The organism is Mycobacterium sp. NGS11 (assembly GCF_059813315.1).
Genome location: NZ_JCALEJ010000003.1, coordinates 21,740 through 39,438, shown reverse-complemented (window position 1 = coordinate 39,438; position 17,699 = coordinate 21,740). Strand labels below are relative to the sequence as shown.

General features: G+C 66.6%; 13 protein-coding genes. 10 read left to right on the top strand and 3 right to left on the bottom strand.

Features of this window, described 5'->3' with window-relative positions; translation table 11 throughout:
• Positions 1-3: 3 nt before the first annotated feature.
• Genes AC5Y4T_RS05100 through AC5Y4T_RS05065 form a run of 8 tightly spaced genes read left to right on the top strand, consistent with a single transcriptional unit; the run spans position 4 to position 8,822 of the window.
• Entirely contained in the window at positions 4-1,572 is a 1,569-nt protein-coding gene (locus tag AC5Y4T_RS05100) for an MlaD family protein (RefSeq protein ID WP_499952365.1), read from the top strand.
• Entirely contained in the window at positions 1,569-2,624 is a 1,056-nt protein-coding gene (locus AC5Y4T_RS05095; protein ID WP_499952364.1) for an MlaD family protein, read from the top strand. Before AC5Y4T_RS05100 ends, AC5Y4T_RS05095 begins: the two co-directional genes overlap by 4 nt.
• Complete coding sequence (locus AC5Y4T_RS05090; protein ID WP_499952363.1) at positions 2,617-3,672, top strand: MCE family protein; 1,056 nt, start codon at positions 2,617-2,619, stop codon at positions 3,670-3,672. The genes AC5Y4T_RS05095 and AC5Y4T_RS05090 overlap by 8 nt, the downstream gene beginning before the upstream one ends.
• The gene (locus tag AC5Y4T_RS05085; RefSeq protein WP_499952482.1) at positions 3,663-4,784 is read left to right on the top strand and encodes an MCE family protein; all 1,122 of its coding nucleotides are present in this window, start codon (positions 3,663-3,665) and stop codon (positions 4,782-4,784) included. The genes AC5Y4T_RS05090 and AC5Y4T_RS05085 overlap by 10 nt, the downstream gene beginning before the upstream one ends.
• Entirely contained in the window at positions 4,781-6,010 is a 1,230-nt protein-coding gene (locus AC5Y4T_RS05080; protein ID WP_499952362.1) for an MlaD family protein, read from the top strand. The genes AC5Y4T_RS05085 and AC5Y4T_RS05080 overlap by 4 nt, the downstream gene beginning before the upstream one ends.
• A complete protein-coding gene (locus AC5Y4T_RS05075) occupies positions 6,007-7,266 on the top strand; it encodes an MlaD family protein (protein ID WP_499952361.1) in 1,260 nt (419 codons plus the stop codon). The genes AC5Y4T_RS05080 and AC5Y4T_RS05075 overlap by 4 nt, the downstream gene beginning before the upstream one ends.
• 26 nt (positions 7,267-7,292) lie before the next feature.
• Positions 7,293-8,036: an Rv1363c family protein gene (locus tag AC5Y4T_RS05070; protein ID WP_499952360.1), complete on the top strand. Its 744-nt coding sequence runs from the start codon at positions 7,293-7,295 to the stop codon at positions 8,034-8,036.
• Positions 8,037-8,054: 18 nt separating this feature from the next.
• On the top strand, positions 8,055-8,822 hold the full coding sequence (locus AC5Y4T_RS05065) for a mannan-binding family protein (protein WP_499952359.1): 768 nt from the start codon (positions 8,055-8,057) through the stop codon (positions 8,820-8,822).
• A gap of 39 nt (positions 8,823-8,861) precedes the next feature.
• Here the strand turns inward: AC5Y4T_RS05065 and metH are convergent, their stop codons facing one another.
• On the bottom strand, positions 8,862-12,626 hold the full coding sequence (gene metH / locus AC5Y4T_RS05060) for a methionine synthase (RefSeq protein ID WP_499952358.1): 3,765 nt from the start codon (positions 12,624-12,626) through the stop codon (positions 8,862-8,864).
• Between the two features lie 468 nt (positions 12,627-13,094).
• On the opposite strand from metH, the gene AC5Y4T_RS05055 reads away from it, so the two are divergent.
• Positions 13,095-13,997: a PAC2 family protein gene (locus AC5Y4T_RS05055; protein ID WP_499916053.1), complete on the top strand. Its 903-nt coding sequence runs from the start codon at positions 13,095-13,097 to the stop codon at positions 13,995-13,997.
• A gap of 80 nt (positions 13,998-14,077) precedes the next feature.
• Positions 14,078-15,541, top strand: coding sequence for an amino acid permease (locus AC5Y4T_RS05050; protein ID WP_499952357.1), 1,464 nt, complete (start codon positions 14,078-14,080; stop codon positions 15,539-15,541).
• On the opposite strand, the gene AC5Y4T_RS05045 is transcribed toward AC5Y4T_RS05050, so the two are convergent.
• Both AC5Y4T_RS05045 and mshC read right to left on the bottom strand, forming a co-directional pair.
• On the bottom strand, positions 15,538-16,416 hold the full coding sequence (locus AC5Y4T_RS05045) for an SDR family oxidoreductase (protein ID WP_499949832.1): 879 nt from the start codon (positions 16,414-16,416) through the stop codon (positions 15,538-15,540). The genes AC5Y4T_RS05050 and AC5Y4T_RS05045 overlap by 4 nt on opposite strands.
• A 33-nt stretch (positions 16,417-16,449) precedes the next feature.
• Positions 16,450-17,685 (bottom strand): cysteine--1-D-myo-inosityl 2-amino-2-deoxy-alpha-D-glucopyranoside ligase, encoded by a 1,236-nt coding sequence (gene mshC, locus AC5Y4T_RS05040; RefSeq protein ID WP_499952356.1) that lies wholly within the window; start codon positions 17,683-17,685, stop codon positions 16,450-16,452.
• Between the last annotated feature and the right edge of the window lie 14 nt (positions 17,686-17,699).

Genomic DNA, 17,699 nt, shown 5'->3' with positions numbered 1-17,699 from the left:
AACATGCCCAATTCCTTTGAGCTGGACGGTCGCGGCCCCTCGGACCGGCAGCTGTTCGGCATCGGCATTGCGCTGATGGTGGTCAGCGCCCTGGTCACCACCGCGATGTTGGTCAAATCCACTGGCAGACTCAACGATTACGTCCGGGTGGTAGCCGACCTGGTCAACGTGGGCGATGGCCTCCCGCAGAAGTCCGACGTCAAGTACCACGGCGTGCTCGTCGGAATGGTCAACGGCGTCGTCCCAGCGGCGCACGGCAAGCCCAACTACGTCCACATCGACCTCAAAGAGGAGTACGCCAAGTCGATTCCGGCCAGCGTGACCGCACGCGTGGTGCCCAGCAACGTTTTCGCCGTATCGTCGGTCCAGTTGGTGGGGAACGGCCCCGGCGTGAAAATCCGCCCCGGCGACCACATCCCGGAGGACAAGCGGCTGCCGACCGTTCTGTTCCAGACGACCGTCAGTAAGCTACGTGACCTGCTCGCCGCCGCGGGGCGCGGCCGCGACGACCGGTCGGTCGGGATCCTGGCCGCACTGGGTGCCGCCACCGACCACCGCCGCGTCACCCTACTGAACGCCGGTGCGCAACTGAATCGCGCTCTCGACCAACTCAATTCGATTGTCAGCACCGACAACGGACCCTCGACGGTGTCGGCGCTGCTCGACGCGACGACCGGGCTCGCGCAGACCGCACCCGATCTCCTCGATGCGTTGCATCAGGCCGTCGAGCCGATGCGGACCTTCGCCGAAACCCGCGGGCAGTTGGCCTCGCTGCTGTCGGGCGCCGACTACACCGTCGGCACGACGCGCCAATCCTTCGACAACCACGTCGATCAGCTGATCAAGATCACCGCCGATTTCACACCGGTGCTCGGCATCTTGGCGCAGAAGTCGAACAACTTCGTGCCCGCCGTCACCAAGCTGGACAATTTGGCCAACCAGTTCATGGAACAGGTGTGGAACCCGCGCACGAACCTGGGCAACATGCGCGCGATGCTGACCTTCACGCCCAGTTCCACCTACACCCGCGCCGACTGTCCCCACTACGGGGAGCTCAAGGGACCCAGCTGCTTTACCGCACCGCTGATTCCGGTGCGCCCCGATTTGCCCGAGGTGCTGCTGCCACAGAACTATCACCCGCCCAAGGATCTGGCCCCGCCGCCCGGCACCGTGATCGGCCCGGACGGAAACCTGGTCGCGGTGGGACCGCCGTTGATCAACCCCACTCCCAACTTGACCGATCCCAATCCGCCGCTGGCCCCAGGGATTACGCCGTCGCCACCGGTGCCCGGCAGCGCGAATCCCGACAATCCCAAGCCCGGGGCGCCGGCGACACCACAAGAGCACCAGCCGTGGGTCGCGCCGGTGGCACCCAAGGCGCCCTGGATTCCGCAATCGTCTTTCAAGGCCTCCTTCGGAGGCAACGTGGGACCCGTTGGGAGTCAGTACGAACGAAACATGCTCGGGGTCATCACCGGCGCCCCCGCGACCGAAGCCACCGAGCTGCTGCTGGGTCCGGTCGCCCGCGGAACGACGGTGTCGCTGACGCGTCCGCCTGGGGAGGGCAAATGAAATTTCGGGGCCCGCTCATCGCGCTGACTCTGTTCATGATCGTCTCGTTGACGCTGACCTGGCTGGTGTATGTGAGCCTGCGGCGTGACGTGGCCGGAAGCACCGCCAGCTATTCGGCGGCGTTCACCGACGTGTACGGGCTTCGCGAAGGCGACGACGTCCGCATGGCCGGCGTTCGGGTGGGCCGCGTCGAAAAGGTCGAGCTCGACGGAAAACTGGCGAAGGTCTCGTTCGTCGTCCAGTCCGAGCAGCGGCTGTTCGGAAACACGCTCGCGTCGGTGACCTATCAGAATATCGTCGGGCAGCGCTACCTCGGACTGTCCATCGGCAGGGAAGGCAGTCCGCAGCTGCTCCCCCCCGGCAGCACGATCCCGCTGGAACGCACCGAACCGTCTTTCGACGTGACCACCCTGCTCAACGGCTACGAACCGTTGTTCAGCCTGCTGAACCCGCATGACGCCGACAACCTCACCAAGGGCATCATCTCCTCGCTGCAGGGCGACACGTCATCGCTCACCACACTGGTCGGCCAGACCTCCACGCTCACAGAGACTTTCGCGGGCCGCGATCAGGCGCTCGGCAGCGTGATCACCAATCTCAATAAGGTGGTGGGCAACCTCGCTGAGCAGAACGACAATCTCGACGGGGTCATCACGCAGACCCGCAGCGTCGTCGGCGATCTCGACCGGCGGCGTCCGGACCTGGTCGCCTCGGTCGGTTCGCTGGCCCGGGTGACCGACCGGCTGTCGGCCTCGGCGACGGACGTCTATCCGGAGCTGCGTGAATTCATCGATCGTCAGCCCGGTGTCACCAAACACATCATGGACGTCGAGCCGCAGGTTGCGTTCTTCGGCGACAACATTCCGCTGCTGTTGAAAGGCCTTACCCGGGTGGGCAATCAGGGCGCCTACGGCAATGCATACGTGTGCGACGTGAACTTCATGGGGTTCTTCCCGGGACTCAACGATGTGGTGCCGATCATCATCAATGCCGCCACGCCGGGAAACCGGGCCTGGCACACCCCGAGGTGCAGGAGCACGGTCGATGGCTGACGCGTCGGTACGGCAACGGCTTTCGGGGAACAAGAAGCGTCCGCTGGAAAGCTACAACAAGACCTGGCTCGGGTTCATCGCCGTCGCGGTGGTCGCGGTGGTGATTGCGGTCATGCTGCTGGTGCATGCGATCGGCGCAGGCTATCGGCATTACACCGCGGAATTCCTGCAGGCGGCCTCGCTGCGGGTGGGTAATCCGATCGTGGTCGCCGGGATCCCGGTGGGCAACGTCACCAGCATGAAACTCGTCGGCGACCACGTCGAGGCGGGTCTGAAGGTCCGGGACGACATCAAGCTGGGCAAGGACTCCCGAGCGCAGATCAGGGTGACCACCATCCTGGGTTCGCGCTACCTCGCGCTGGACCCGAACGGCCCGGCACGCCTGCCCCACGACACCTTCGACCTGGCGCACACCGAGGTGCCCTACGACCTGCAGGCCGCGTTGCAGGACGCCACCACCACCTTCGAGCAGGTGGACTCCGACAGGTTCGCGCAGTCGCTGGCGGTGCTGGGCAAGCAGCTGGAAGGCTTGCCCGCCGTTGTGCCGCAAGCGATCACGAACATCAACACACTGTCATCGATCATCGCGGTACGACGCGACCAGCTGGGACAGCTGCTCCGCAGCACCGAGCAGGTGACCAACACGCTGCGACGCCAGCAAGCCGGCATCGGCGCTCTGGTGGACCAGGGGCAAGACCTATTGGGCCAATTCGTCGCGCGGCGCGCCGTTTTCCACGCGATGATGCAGTCCTTGTCCAACCTGGTCGACACCATGAACGAGGTCGTGGTCAACGATCGCTCGGGGCTGGACGCGCTGATCAAGGACATGCGCGACTTCACCAACCTGATGTCCCAACACGACGACTTGCTGCACAGCATGCTGCAGACCAGCCCGATCTTCTTCCGCGAGGCCGCGAACCTCACCGGCGACGGCAACGCGATCAACTTCAACGCCCCCAACGTCCCGCTGATCGACTCCTGGATGTGCGCAATCAGCGGCCGCGCCAAGCAGTTCGGCATGATCCAGTACTTCAAGGACTGCAAGTGAAGGGGCTGGGCGCCAGGGCGCTGGCCATCGTCGCCGCGGTCGCTGTCATCGCCGCAGCGGTCGGCATCGGCTGGTGGGCCCTGAGTTCCGACGCGGACACGATCACCCTGACCGCCCAATTCGACAGCGCCTCGGGCCTTTACGAGGGCAACGAGGTCGCGGTGTTGGGGATGCCGGTGGGGAAGATCACCAAGATCAACGCCAAGGGCGCCTACGTCGAAGTCGAGTTCACCGTCGACCGGCACGTCAAAGTGCCCGCCACCGCGCAGGCCGTCACGGTGTCGACCTCCATCCTCACCGACCGGCAGATCGAGCTCACGCCGCCCTATCACGGCGGACCGGCGCTGGAGAACCACGACACCATCGGGCTGCCCCGGACCAAGACGCCGGTCGAATTCAGCAGTGTCCTCAACGTTTTGGACAAGGTGACCAAGTCGCTCGAGGGTGACGGCCACGGTGGCGGACCGATCGCCGACGTGCTGGGCGGCGGCGCCCAGGTGGTCAACGGCAACGGCGAGAAGATCAAGGCGGCCCTCGGTGAGCTGTCCAAGGCGCTGCGGCTGTCCAGCGACGGTGGCGCGGCGACCCGCGAACAGATCACCACGATCGTCAAAAACATCAGCACGCTGTTCGACGCCGTCGCGGCCAATGACACGAAGTTGCGCGAATTCGCCTCCACCATCCACCAAGTCAATCAGATCATGGCCGACGAGGACCTTGGCAGCGGCAGTACCGGACACAAACTCGACCGGCTGATCCAGCGGGCCGGCGACCTGCTCGACGAAAACCGGGACAGCGTCAAGCAGACCGTGCTGCACGGCAATGACGCGCTGAAGACGGTGACCGACCAGCGGCGCGGCCTGGCCGAGCTGCTGGATCTTGCTCCCCTGGTGGCGGACAACGCCTACAACATGATCGACCGGGCCAACGGCAGCGTGCGGGCCCGATTCCTCACGGATCGGTTGCTCTTCGACAGCCAGTACACCAAAGAGATCTGCAACCTGATGGGCCTTCGTCAACTGGGCTGCAGCACCGGGACCATCCAGGACTTCGGCCCCGATTTCGGGCTGACCTATGTGCTCGACGGCATGGCCGCCATGGGGCAGAAATGACGACGGACGCGCGGGGCATATTGACTGCGGTGGCCGCGGCGGTCGTCACAGCGGGTTGCGCCACGAACGGCCTTGCCAGCCTGCCCCTTCCGGCCCCGGGGCTGGGCTCGGGAGGCTATTCGCTGAACGCGGTCTTCTCCAACGCGCTGAACCTGCCGATGAACGCCAAGGTCAAGCTCGCCGGCGCAGACGTCGGGCAGCTCGAATCGATGGTCGCACGCAACTACACCGCGGTCACCCGGCTGCGCATCCGCGACGGCGTGCAACTTCCGCGGGGAAGCACCGCCGAATTACGCACCGCGACACCGCTTGGCGACGTGTTCGTCGCTCTCAAGCCAACGGTCGACGATCCCGCGGACACGCCGCTGCTGCGCGACGGCGACACCATCGGCCTGGATTCGACCGCGGCCGCCGCGACCGTCGAGTCGGTGCTGAGCTCGGCCGCGATTCTGGTGAACGGCGGGGCGGTTCGCAATTTCACCAACATCATCAACGGTTTCGGCAAGGCGACCGGCGACCAGGGCCAGGCGTTCGGAGACATGATCCGCAAGTCCAACGAGCTGCTCGGAACGTTGGATGCCCGGTCCGACCAGCTTTCGCACGCGCTGACCCAATTGTCAACGCTGGCAGACCAACTCGACAACAAGAATCGGGCCATCAGCGACCTGATGACGGCCGCTCAACCGGCCACTTCGGCCCTGGCCGACAACACCAGTCAGCTCTCGAATCTGGCCGTACAGGTCGGTGACACCTCCCGGTTGCTGGCCAGGTTCCCGTCGATCGGCGGCACCGACACCAGCGGCCGCAGCGTCATCCGCGACCTGAACACCATCGCCGGGGCCGCCAACGACGTCGCCATGAGCCCGGATACCAGCTGGCTGTCGATCAACCGGCTGATCCCCGCCTTGGTCAAATCGACTGCCGGGAACTCGATTTCGGTGAACGTCGGCGTGGACAAGATCATGCTCGGGTCGCTGCCCGATATCGGATTCCCCGGTGACATCGGGCTGCACGGACCGCACCACTACAACGTGAACCTGCTCGTCGGCACCCTCAAGTACACCCTGTGGCGCCTGCAGGAACGCGTGGTCGGCCGGGGGCCCAATTCGCCGCAGGTTCCGGTCATCCCCGACCCGAACATCCCGGGCCAGATCGACGTCGCCCCCGCGCCACCGCCGGCTCCGGCCCCAGCGCCGGCCGGACCGCAGCCAGGACCGCAGCCGTGATGCGCGCCGTCGCCAACTCCGCCAATGTCGTTGTCCGCGCGGTGCGCACGGGCCACCGGCAACAGGTTTGGCTCTCGGTGGCCGGCTTGGTGCTCATCCTGGTCGTGGCGACCGCCTATCTGCTGATCGGCGCGCTGCGCGTGAAGCCCTTCGCCTCTTCCTACCGGGTCACCGTGCAATTGACGGAGTCGGGCGGCCTGTTGCCCAATCAGGACGTCGCGCTGCGCGGCGTGCGCATCGGCCGCATCGAGTCGCTGCAGATCACCGACGACGGGGTGAACGCGGTCGCCAGTATCACGTCGAACGTGCGGATACCGGCGAACAGCGTCGCACGCGTGTCGGCGCTCTCGCCGGCAGGTGAGCAGTTCATCAACTTCGAAGCCGCAAACGATGCCGGGCCGTATCTGCACGACGGCAGCCGCATCGCCCTGGACCACACGACGGTGCCGGTCAGCCTGGCGCAGTTGCTCGGCGACGCCGACGGGATGCTGGCCCAGGTCGACCCGCACAAGATCGAGCTGATCAAGAAGGAATTGAGCCTGAGCAAGGAGGGCCCGGCGAAGCTGACCGCCATCGTCGACGGCGGCACGTTCCTGCTTTCGACGCTGGATTCGGTGCTGCCCCAGACCACCAGCATCATCAAGACCAGCCGCGTCGTTCTCACCCTGGCCAGCGACAAGAACATCGGATTGGGCGCCACCGCAACCGAACTCAACCAGACGCTGACCGGAGTGGCCCGGATGCAGGCCGGCTACCGCCGGTTGACTCAGCAGACGCCGCGCGCCCTTTCGGCGGTCGACAATCTGTTCTCGGACAACTCCGACACCATGGTGCAGTTGCTGGGCAGCATGGCGACCATGTCGCGCCTGTTCTATCTGCGGGTGCCGGCGCTCAACGCGCTGTTCCCCGACTACCGCGGGTCGGTATTGGACGCGGTGACAAGCGCCTTTCACGACGGCGGCGTCTGGGCGACGGCCGACCTCTATCCCCGCTATGTCTGCGACTACGGGACGCCGTCGCACGCGCCGTCCGCCGCCGACTACTACGAGCCGTTCATGTACACCTACTGCCGCGATGATGACCCGGCGGTCTCGATCCGCGGCGCCAAAAACGCGCCCCGCCCGGGGGGCGACGACACCGCCGGTCCCCCGCCGGGGGCGAACCTGGGCCAGCGAACCGATCCGACGCCGCGGGGCCGCTACACCATTCCCACCCCCTACGGCGGCCCACAGCTGCCGATCGAACCGCCGCACTGAGCATTGAACCCATCGACCTTTAGGAGATGATCGTGGTCGTGACCACCAAGAGGAATCCGAAAGCCGAAACCGAATCGGGCGCCGATGCGCCCGAAGTCGCAGAAGTCGAGCAGGCGCGCGCCGACGAATCCGCCGCGGCGCCCGAGGATTCGGCCGACGAGGCAACCACGGACGAGGCAACCACGGACGAGGCAACCACGGACGAGGGTGACGAGGAGGCCGAGGACGAGGAGGACGAAGAAGGCGGGCTCCTCAAGCGCAAGAGCCGCACCGCGGGGCGCGCCAAGCGCCCCTGGCGCCGGTATCTGCGGCGCAGCGTGCTGCCGGCGTTACTCGTTGCCTCCCTTGCCGTTTCGGGCTATCTCGGGTGGCAGCAATGGCAGGACCACCAGGTGAAGGCGGCGGGTGAACAGGCCCGACAGGCGGCCATCGCCTACGCGCAGGTGCTGACGAGCATCGACTCGAACAAGGTCGACGAGAACTTCAAGCAGGTGCTCGACGGCGCGACCGGCGAATTCAAGGACATGTACACCCAGTCCAGCGTCAAACTCCGGCAGTTGTTGATCGACAACAAGGCGACCGCCCACGGAGTGGTGGTGGACTCGGCGATTCAGTCCGAATCCACCGACAGGGTCGTCGTGCTGCTCTTCATCGACCAGACCGTCACCAACACGGCCGCACCAGACCCGCGCATCGACCGCAGCAGGATCAAGATGACCATGGAGAAGGTCGACGGTCGTTGGCGGGCAAGCAAAGTCCAACTTCTCTGAGCCGAGCGGAGCCCTCTCATGCTCAAGCGACTGTCAGCGGCCGTCGTATTGGCCGCGGCCGCAACCATTCCCGGCACTGCCACCACGCACGCGTCCGCGCCGTCCTTCTGCGGCGAGCTCGGCGGCACTTGGGACGGCCAGTACTGCCACACCGCGGTGACCTCGGAACGCAACGCCGTGCGCGACATCAAGGTCGCCGTGCCCGACGATCTGGTCGACAATCCGACCACCGGTCCGGTGATCCGGGACTATCTGCGCACGCTGGTCAACAACTGGGAGACCGCCAACGGCAGCATGGCCGCCGACAGCTACGGCGAGGAGAACTTCGAAGTCTTCCGGCACGGCAACCTGCTCAGCGCCGTGTTCCACGAGGACTACCACGCCGACGGACCCAAACCCAACAACGCCTATCGGACCTTCACCTTCGACATGGCGGCGGGCAGACGGGTGCAGCTCGCCGATCTGACGACGTCGAATCCGCTGACCGCCATCCCGCCGCTGGCTGCGCCATTCATCGACACCGCGCTCAATCAGGCTCCGCCACCGCATGATCCGGGCACCTACCCGTTCATCCTCGACCGTTGGACCCCCGACAAGGTGTACTCGGGCGCGTATAAGGCGTGGGCGCTGACGCCCGACGAGTTGATCATCTACATGCCCGACTATCCGGTCGGCCACGACGAGCCGATCAACTTCTCCCCCGGCCTGCCGCAGTGGTTCATGGACGGCGGCACCGTGCAGGCCCACATCCCGCTGTCGGCGCTGGGTTCGGTGATGCGCGTTTAGCACCGGGAAGGGGCCGGCGGACCTCGTAGCGCCCGAAACTCAGTCCTCCGGGTTGTAACCGAGGTTGGGGGCGAGCCAGCGCTCGGCTTCGGCCAGAGTCCAGCCCTTGCGCTTGGCGTAGTCCGCGACCTGGTCCTGGGCCATCCGGCCGACCACGAAGTATTGCGACTGCGGGTGGGAGAAGTACCAGCCGCTGACGGCGGCGCCGGGCCACATCGCCATCGACTCGGTCAGCTCTATGCCTGTCCGCTCAGTGACGTCCAGCAACTTCCAGAGCGTCACCTTCTCGGTGTGCTCCGGGCAGGCCGGGTAGCCGGGGGCAGGGCGGATTCCCCGGTACTTCTCGTCGATGAGCGCCTCGTTGTCCAGCTGCTCGTCCGGCTGGAATCCCCAGAACTCCTTGCGAACCCGTTGGTGCAGCCGTTCCGCGAACGCCTCCGCCAGCCGGTCGGCGACCGACTCCAACAGGATCGCGCTGTAGTCGTCGAGGGCGGCCTTGAACTCCGCGATCTTCTCCTGGCTGCCGAGCCCGGCGGTGACGGCGAAGGCGCCCACGTAGTCGGCCAGACCGGTGTCCTTGGGAGCGATGTAGTCGCCCAGCGACCGGTTCGGAATGCCCTCCCGGTGCTCGCCCTGCTGGCGCAGGTTGTGCAGTGTGGTCAGCACTTCGGTGCGGGTGTCGTCGGTGTACACCTCGATGTCGTCACCGACCGCGTTCGCCGGGAAGAATCCGATCACCCCGTTGGCGGTCAGCCACTTCTCCTTGATCAGGGTGTCGAGCATCTGCTGGGCGTCGTCGTACAGCTTGCGGGCGGCCTCGCCCGAGGATGGGTTGTTGAGGATGTCCGGGAACCGGCCCTTCATCTCCCAGGCGTTGAAGAACGGCTGCCAGTCGATGTACTCGCGCAACTCGGCGAGGTCGTAGTCCTGGAATTCCCGTACTCCCGCGCCGATAACGGGCACCGGCGGCGTGTACCCGTCCCACTCGATCGGCGTCCGGTTCGCGCGCGCCTTCTCCAGTGTCAGCATCGGCCGCTCGTTCTTTTGCGAGTGCCTCATCCGCAGGGATGCGTAGTCCTTCTCGGTGGCCTCCAGCAGGGCCGGCCGCTGCTTGTCGTCCAGCAGCGCGGCGGCGACCGGCACCGAGCGGGACGCGTCCTTGACCCAGACCACCGGACCGCTGCGCCGCGGCGAGATCTTCACGGCCGTGTGGGCGCGCGAGGTGGTCGCGCCCCCGATCAGCAGCGGGATCTCCAAGCCCTCGCGTTCCATCTCGACGGCGAAGTTGGCCATCTCGTCCAGGGACGGAGTGATCAGGCCCGACAGCCCGATGATGTCGGCGTCGTGCTCCTTCGCCGCGTCGAGGATCTTCTGGGCGGGCACCATCACGCCGAGGTCGATCACTTCGAAGTTGTTGCACTGCAACACGACTCCGACAATGTTCTTGCCGATGTCGTGGACGTCGCCCTTGACGGTCGCCATCACGATGGTGCCGTTGGTGTCCTTGGCGGCAGCGGTGCCGTTCTGCTCTTTCTCCGCCTCGATGAACGGCAGCAGGTACGCGACGGCTTTCTTCATCACCCGCGCCGACTTCACCACCTGGGGCAAGAACATCTTGCCGGAGCCGAACAGGTCGCCGACGACGTTCATGCCGTCCATCAGCGGGCCCTCGATCACCTCGATCGGGCGGCCACCCGCGGCGTCGATCTCGGCCCGCAACTCCTCGGTGTCGTCGTCGACGTGCGCGTCGATGCCCTTGACCAACGCGTGCGTGATCCGCTCCCGGACGGGCAGGCCGCGCCACTCGGCCGCCTTCGGGTCCTCACCCTTGTCCTTGCTGTTGAACCGCTCGGCGATCTCGAGCAGCCGCTCGGCCGCATCCTCGCGACGGTTCAGCACGACGTCCTCGATGCGGTCCCGCAATTCCGGATCGATCGAGTCGTAGGGCACCAGCGCGCCGGCGTTGACGATGCCCATGTCCAGGCCGGCCTTGATCGCATGGAACAGGAACACCGCGTGGATCGCCTCACGGACCGGGTTGTTGCCCCGGAACGAGAACGACACGTTCGAGATGCCGCCGGAGATGTGCACCCCCGGCAGGTTCTCCTTGATCCAGGCGCAGGCCTCGATGAAGTCGATCCCGTAGGTCGCGTGCTCCTCGATGCCGGTGGCCAGCGCGAAGCAGTTCGGGTCGAAGATGATGTCCTCGGGCGGGAAGCCCACCTCTTCGGTCAGGATCCGGTAGGCGCGCCCGCAGATCTGTTTGCGGCGCTCTAAGTTGTCGGCCTGCCCCTGCTCGTCGAAGGCCATCACGACGACGGCCGCGCCGTACTTGCGGCACAGCCGTGCCTCGCGGATGAACTTCTCCTCGCCCTCCTTCATGGAGATCGAGTTGACGATCGGCTTGCCCTGCACGTTCTTCAGGCCCGCCTCGATGACCTCCCACTTGGAGGAGTCGATCATCACCGGGACACGGCTGATGTCCGGCTCGGCCGCGATCAGCTTGGTGAACCGGTCCATCGCGGCGACGCCGTCGATCATGCCCTCGTCCATGTTGATGTCGATGACCTGCGCGCCGACCTCGACCTGCTGCAGGGCGACCGACAGCGCGGTGTCGTAGTCCTCGGCCTTGATCAGGTTGCGGAACCGGGCGGAGCCGGTGATGTTGGTGCGCTCACCGATGTTCACGAACAGCGACTCGTCGTTGATGTTGAGCGGCTCCAGGCCCGAGAGCCGGGTGGCCACCTCGATCTCCGGCACCTCGCGCGGGGGTGTGCCCTCGACGACCTTGGCGATCTCGGCGATGTGTGGCGGCGCCGTTCCGCAGCAGCCACCGACCAGGTTGACCAGGCCGGCCTCGGCGAAGTCGGCGATGTAGGAGGCCTGACGCTCCGGGGACTCGTCGTATTCGCCGAAGGCGTTGGGCAGGCCGGCGTTCGGGTAACAGGAGACAAAGGTGTCCGCGATCCGCGACACCTCGGCGATGTAGGGCCGCATCTCCGGCGCACCCAGGGCGCAGTTGAGGCCCACCGCGATCGGCTTGGCGTGCCTGATGGAGTTCCAGAACGCCTCGGTGACCTGACCGGACAACGTCCGCCCGGAGGCATCGGTGATGGTCCCCGAGATGATCAACGGCCAGCGGCGGCCGCGCTCCTCGAACAGCGTCTCGACGGCGAACACCGCCGCCTTGGCGTTCAGCGAGTCGAAGATCGTCTCGATGATGAGCAGGTCGGCGCCGCCGTCGACCAGGCCGTTGGCGGCTTCGAGGTAGGCGGCCACCAGCTGGTCATAGGAGACGTTGCGGGCCCCGGGGTCGTTGACGTCCGGCGAGATCGACGCGGTGCGCGTCGTCGGCCCGATGGCGCCCGCGACGTAGCGGGGCTTCTCCGGGGTGCTGAACTCGTCGGCGGCCTTGCGGGCCAGGGCGGCGCCGGCGTAGTTCAACTCGTAGGCCAGGTCGGCCATGTCGTAGTCGGAGAGCGAGATCGCGTTCGCGTTGAACGTGTTGGTCTCGAGGATGTCGGCGCCCGCGTCCAGGTACTCGCGGTGGATGCCCTCGATGATCTGCGGCTGCGTCAAGGTGAGCAGGTCGTTGTTGCCCTGCAGCGCCGTCGGCCACTCGGTGAACCGGTCGCCGCGGTAGCCGGCCTCGTCCGGCCGGTCCCGCTGGATCGCCGTGCCCATCGCGCCGTCGATCACCATGATCCGCTGGCGCAGAGCTGCCGTCAGCTCGTCGGTGCAGTCCGGGCGGATTTGTGGCTCGAATGTCTTCGACGCCGAGCGGTTCGACTCAGAGGCGTTCACGTACGTTCCTTCCGTAGCGGAAGGCGTCCTTCTCGTCAACGACGTCGACTCTGCCGAGCGTGGCGGCTACCGGCGGGAACCGGAACCGTTGCAACGCCTCTCGACCAGAAAAGTGTACGTCGTCACCCGATCGACGTCTGGACGCCCAACTCATCGCCGCGATCCACAGTTCGCGAATACCAGCGGCGAAGTACTTACCAAGGTTAACCAGTTCGCAGCCGAGCGTATTTCGCGCTGACCGCGTCGGCGCCCGTGGCGCAAGTCGTCGCGGGGCAGGCCGGCAGTCACGCCATAAGAATAGTCGTCCTATGTAAAGTCCCCGGTTGACCGCGAATCGGCCGACAGTCCCACGGCCAGCCCGCCCCGAACATCTGGCCGATTGCCCGACTGGCTTCCGCGACCGGGGGGGACCCACCCAACCGCGCGCGGTCCGCATCGTCGCCGGGCGGAAGGCCGTACGCTAATTCTGTGACCCCGCCCGACGGCCCCCCCTTTGGCCTGCCTAGTGGTAAGGCCGCGTTGCCCGAACTGCACCAGACCGTCGTCGTGGCTGCGTTCGAGGGCTGGAATGACGCCGGTGACGCGGCCAGCGACGCCCTGGAACACCTCGAGGCCATCTGGGAAGCCGACCCGATCTTGGAGATCGACGACGAGGCGTACTACGACTACCAGGTGAATCGCCCGGTGATCCGGCAGGTGGACGGGGTGACCCGCGAGCTGGTGTGGCCGGCCATGCGGATCTCGCACTGCCGGCCGCCTGGCAGCGACCGCGATGTCGTGCTGATGCACGGGGTGGAACCCAACATGCGCTGGCGAACCTTCTGCTCGGAGCTGGTGGCCATCGCCGACAAGCTCAACGTGGACACCGTGGTGATCCTGGGCGCCCTGCTGGCCGACACCCCACACACCCGGCCGGTCCCGGTGTCGGGCGCCGCCTACTCCCCCGAGTCGGCGAAACGCTTCGGCCTCGAGGAAAGCCGTTACGAGGGCCCGACCGGCATCGCCGGGGTGTTTCAGGACTCCTGCGTGGCCGCCGGGATCCCTGCGGTGACGTTCTGGGCGGCGGTGCCGCACTACGTCTCGCAGCCGCCGAACCCCAAGGCGACCGTGGCCCTGCTGCGGCGCGTCGAGGACGTGCTCGACATTGAGGTGCCACTGGCCGACCTGCCGACGGACGCCGAGGACTGGGAGCAGGCGGTCACCGAGATGACCGCCGAGGACGAGGACCTCGCCGAGTATGTGCTGTCGCTCGAGCAACGCGGCGACGCCGAGGTTGACATGAACGACGCCCTGGGCAAGATCGACGGCGACGCGCTGGCGGCCGAGTTCGAGCGCTACCTGCGCCGCCGTCGTCCCGGCTTCGGGCGCTAACCCGCCGACTCGTCGGCGAACTTGCCGTCGACCGATCGATTGCGGAAGCATCGCTTCGCGACCTACCGATTGGATGTCTCATGGCCGCGTTGCCTGGCGACGGCAACCCAAATCCTGTAGCCGACGCAGATCCTGTGGCTGGCACGGGCGGCGAGGACGCCGGTTACCGCAAGGGACTCAAGGCCCGGCAAGTGCAGATGATCGGCATCGGCGGCGCGATCGGCTCCGGGCTGTTCCTGGGCGCGGGCGGCCGGCTGGCCAAGGGCGGACCCGGGATGTTCCTGGTCTACGCGGTGTGCGGCGTTTTCGTCTTCCTCATCCTGCGAGCGCTGGGCGAATTGGTCCTGCACCGCCCGTCTTCCGGCTCATTCGTGTCCTACTCCCGCGAATTCTTCGGCGAGAAGGCCGCCTACGCCATCGGCTGGATGTATTTCCTCGGCTGGTCGATGACGGCCATCGTCGACACCACCGCCATCGCCACCTACCTGCGTCGATGGACGACCTTCGAATCGATCCCTCAGTGGGTCCTGGCCCTGCTCGCCCTCGTCGTCGTGCTGTCGATGAATCTGATCTCCGTGGAGTGGTTCGGTGAGCTGGAATTCTGGGCGGCGCTGGTCAAAGTCCTCGCGCTCGTCGCCTTCCTGGTCGTCGGGATCGTCTTTCTCGCGGGCCGCTACCGGATCGACGGTCACAGCGCCGGGCTGAGTCTGTGGAGCGACCATGGCGGACTGTTCCCCACCGGCGTGCTGGCGGTGCTGCTGACCACCTCCGGCGTGGTGTTCGCTTATGCCGCAATCGAATTGGTGGGGACGGCCGCCGGGGAGACCGCCGAGCCGGAGAGGGTGATGCCACGCGCCATCAATTCGGTGATCGCGCGCATCGCAATCTTTTACGTCGGGTCGGTGGGGCTGCTCGCGCTGCTGTTGCCGTACACCTCCTACAAGGCCACCGAAAGTCCTTTCGTCACTTTCTTTTCCAAGATCGGCTTCCATGGCGCCGGCGACCTGATGAACGTGGTGGTCCTCACCGCCGCTTTGTCCAGCCTCAATGCGGGGCTGTACTCCACCGGGCGCATCATGCGCTCGATGGCGTTCAGCGGCAGCGGGCCCAGGTTCGCGACCCGGATGTCCAAGAACGGGGTGCCTTACGTAGGCATCGCGATGGCGGCCGCCATCTGCTTGCTGGGCATCGGGCTGAACGCCGTCAACCCCGGCCAGGCCTTCGAGATCGTGCTCAACATCGTCGCGCCGGGCATCATCGCGTGCTGGGCGACCATCGTGCTGTGTCAGCTGCGGTTCTACCGGCTGGCCAGGGCCGGGCTTGTCCAACGGCCGCGGTTCCGGATGCCGTGGGCCCCGTATTCGGGCTATCTCACCCTGGCGTTTTTGGCCGGCGTCCTGGTGATGATGGCCTTCGACAAGGAGACCGGCACCTGGACCATTGCGACGGTGGTGGTCGTCATCCCGGCGCTGAGCGCCGGATGGTTCTTGGTGCGCAACCGGGTGGCGGCCGTCGCGTCCGAGCGCGCGGCCCAGGCCCGCTAGGACGTGCCGAGGTCTCGGTTGTAGGCGCTGGTGGAGCGGCCCAGCGCGGCGACCTGGGCGTCCAATTGAGGCAGTAACTCGGCGGTGGATTTGTGCAGGGGCGCCTCTCCGACCGGACTGGACAGCACCGGCTTGAACCAACGGAACACTGCCACCCAGCGCGGGCAGTACACGCGGGTGCGACGGCGCGCGATGCCCTTGACGAAAGCGGCCGCGCACTTGTCGACCGTCGTGGTTTTGTTCAGCGGCCACGGGAAGCTGGCCAGCAACTGGTTGAACGCGGGAAGGTCGGACTGGGTGTCACGGACCAGGGCGGTGTCGATCCAGGACATGTGCGCCGAGCCGACCGTGACGCCCCGGTGGGCCACCTCCAGCCGCAGGGCGTTGGCCAGCAACTCGACGCCCGCCTTGGAGGCGTTGTACGGCGCCAGACCGGGGCAGGCGGTGTAGGCGGCCAGCGAAGACACGATGAGCACGTAGCCGCGGCGCTCGATCAGCGCCGGCAAGGTGGCGCGCACGGTGTGGAAGACGCCGAGCACGTTGATGTCGAGCACCCGTCTGAATGCGTCGGAGTCGACCTGCAGCACTGACCCATAGCTGGCGATGCCGGCGTTGGCCACCACTACATCGATGCCGCCGAAACGCTCGACGGCGCGGGCGGCGGCGGCTTCCATCGCGGACAGGTCACGCACATCGGCGGCCGCCGTCAGGACCCGTTCTTCGCCGAGCTCGGCGGCGAGCGACTTCAGGTCCGTTTCGTTGAGATCGGTCAGCACGAGCTTGGCGCCCTTGGCGTGCAGCCGGCGAGCGGTCTCGGCCCCGATGCCCCGCGCGCCACCGGTGATGAAAACGACTTTGTCCTGCAGCGATTGCATGGTTGCCAACGTAGGCGTTGCGGGCGACTTCGGCTAGACGACCACTCCCAGTAGCGCATCGATGGCCGCTCTCACCAGGTTGGGCGCCTCGGCGTCGTGGCCGCCGTATTCCAGCGCGTCCGTGCTCCAACCATCAAGTGCGGCAAGCGCTTTGGGAGTGTTCAGGTCATCGGCCAGGTATCGGCGCACCCGCGCGATCACATCGCCGGCGTCCGGGCCGGCCGGCAGCGCGGTCGCGTCGCGCCAGCGCCTCAACCGGGCGATGGCCTCGTCGAGCACCTGATCGCTCCAGTACCGGTCCCCGCGGTAGTGGCCGGCCAGCAGCCCCAGCCGAATCGCCGCCGGCTCGACACCCCGGGCCCGCAGCTGTGACACCAGCACCAGGTTGCCGCGGCTCTTGGACATCTTGTGCCCGTCCCAACCGATCATTCCGGCGTGCACGTAGTGGCGCGCGAATCTCCGCTCGCCGCGGACACATTCGGCGTGGGCTGCGGTGAATTCGTGATGCGGGAAGATCAGGTCGCTGCCCCCGCCCTGGATGTCCAGACCGCTGCCGATGCGGCTGAGCGCGATCGCCGCGCATTCGACATGCCAGCCCGGGCGACCAGGACCGAACGGCGAGGGCCAGCTGGGCTCGCCGGGCCGGGCGGCCCGCCACAGCAGGGCGTCGAGCTCATCTGTCTTGCCGGGCCGTTGCGGGTCGCCGCCGCGCTCGGCGAACAGTCGCAGCATGGTGTCGCGGTCGTAGCCGGATTCGTACCCGAACTGCGGCGTGGCGTCGGCCCGGTAGTAGACGTCCGGGTATTCGCCGTCGACGACGTAGGCGGCTCCCGACGCCAGCATCTTCTCGACGAGCTCGACGACCTCGGCGATCGCCTCGGTCGCCCCGACGTACTCGCGTGGTGCCAGGATGCGCAGCGCCGCCATGTCCTCGCGGTACAGCGACACCTCACGCTCGGCCAGGTCGCGCCAGTCGATGCCGTCGCGCTCGGCGCGCTCCAACAGCGGATCGTCGACGTCGGTCACGTTCTGGACATAGTGGACGTCGTGGCCGAGATCGAGCCATTGCCGGTAGATCAGGTCGAACGCCAAGTAGGTCGCGGCATGGCCCAGGTGGGTCGCGTCGTACGGGGTGATGCCGCAGACATACATCGTGGCGGTCGAGCCGGCCGCCACGGGACGCACCTGCCGGTCAGAGGTGTCATACAGTCGAAGCTCCGGACCGCGCCCCGTTAACACGGGAACCTGTGGGGACGACCACGACTGCATGGCAATCAGCCTAT

What these genes read in the sequence shown, in the direction of transcription:
- AC5Y4T_RS05100 (WP_499952365.1), top strand. Translation starts at nt 4, where the DNA reads ATGCCCAATTCCTTTGAGCTGGACGGTCGCGGCCCCTCGGACCGGCAG.
- AC5Y4T_RS05095 (WP_499952364.1), top strand. Translation starts at nt 1,569, where the DNA reads ATGAAATTTCGGGGCCCGCTCATCGCGCTGACTCTGTTCATGATCGTC.
- AC5Y4T_RS05090 (WP_499952363.1), top strand. Translation starts at nt 2,617, where the DNA reads ATGGCTGACGCGTCGGTACGGCAACGGCTTTCGGGGAACAAGAAGCGT.
- AC5Y4T_RS05080 (WP_499952362.1), top strand. Translation starts at nt 4,781, where the DNA reads ATGACGACGGACGCGCGGGGCATATTGACTGCGGTGGCCGCGGCGGTC.
- AC5Y4T_RS05070 (WP_499952360.1), top strand. Translation starts at nt 7,293, where the DNA reads ATGATCGTGGTCGTGACCACCAAGAGGAATCCGAAAGCCGAAACCGAA.
- AC5Y4T_RS05065 (WP_499952359.1), top strand. Translation starts at nt 8,055, where the DNA reads ATGCTCAAGCGACTGTCAGCGGCCGTCGTATTGGCCGCGGCCGCAACC.
- AC5Y4T_RS05050 (WP_499952357.1), top strand. Translation starts at nt 14,078, where the DNA reads ATGGCCGCGTTGCCTGGCGACGGCAACCCAAATCCTGTAGCCGACGCA.
- AC5Y4T_RS05045 (WP_499949832.1), bottom strand. Translation starts at nt 16,416, where the DNA reads ATGCAATCGCTGCAGGACAAAGTCGTTTTCATCACCGGTGGCGCGCGG.
- mshC (WP_499952356.1), bottom strand. Translation starts at nt 17,685, where the DNA reads ATGCAGTCGTGGTCGTCCCCACAGGTTCCCGTGTTAACGGGGCGCGGT.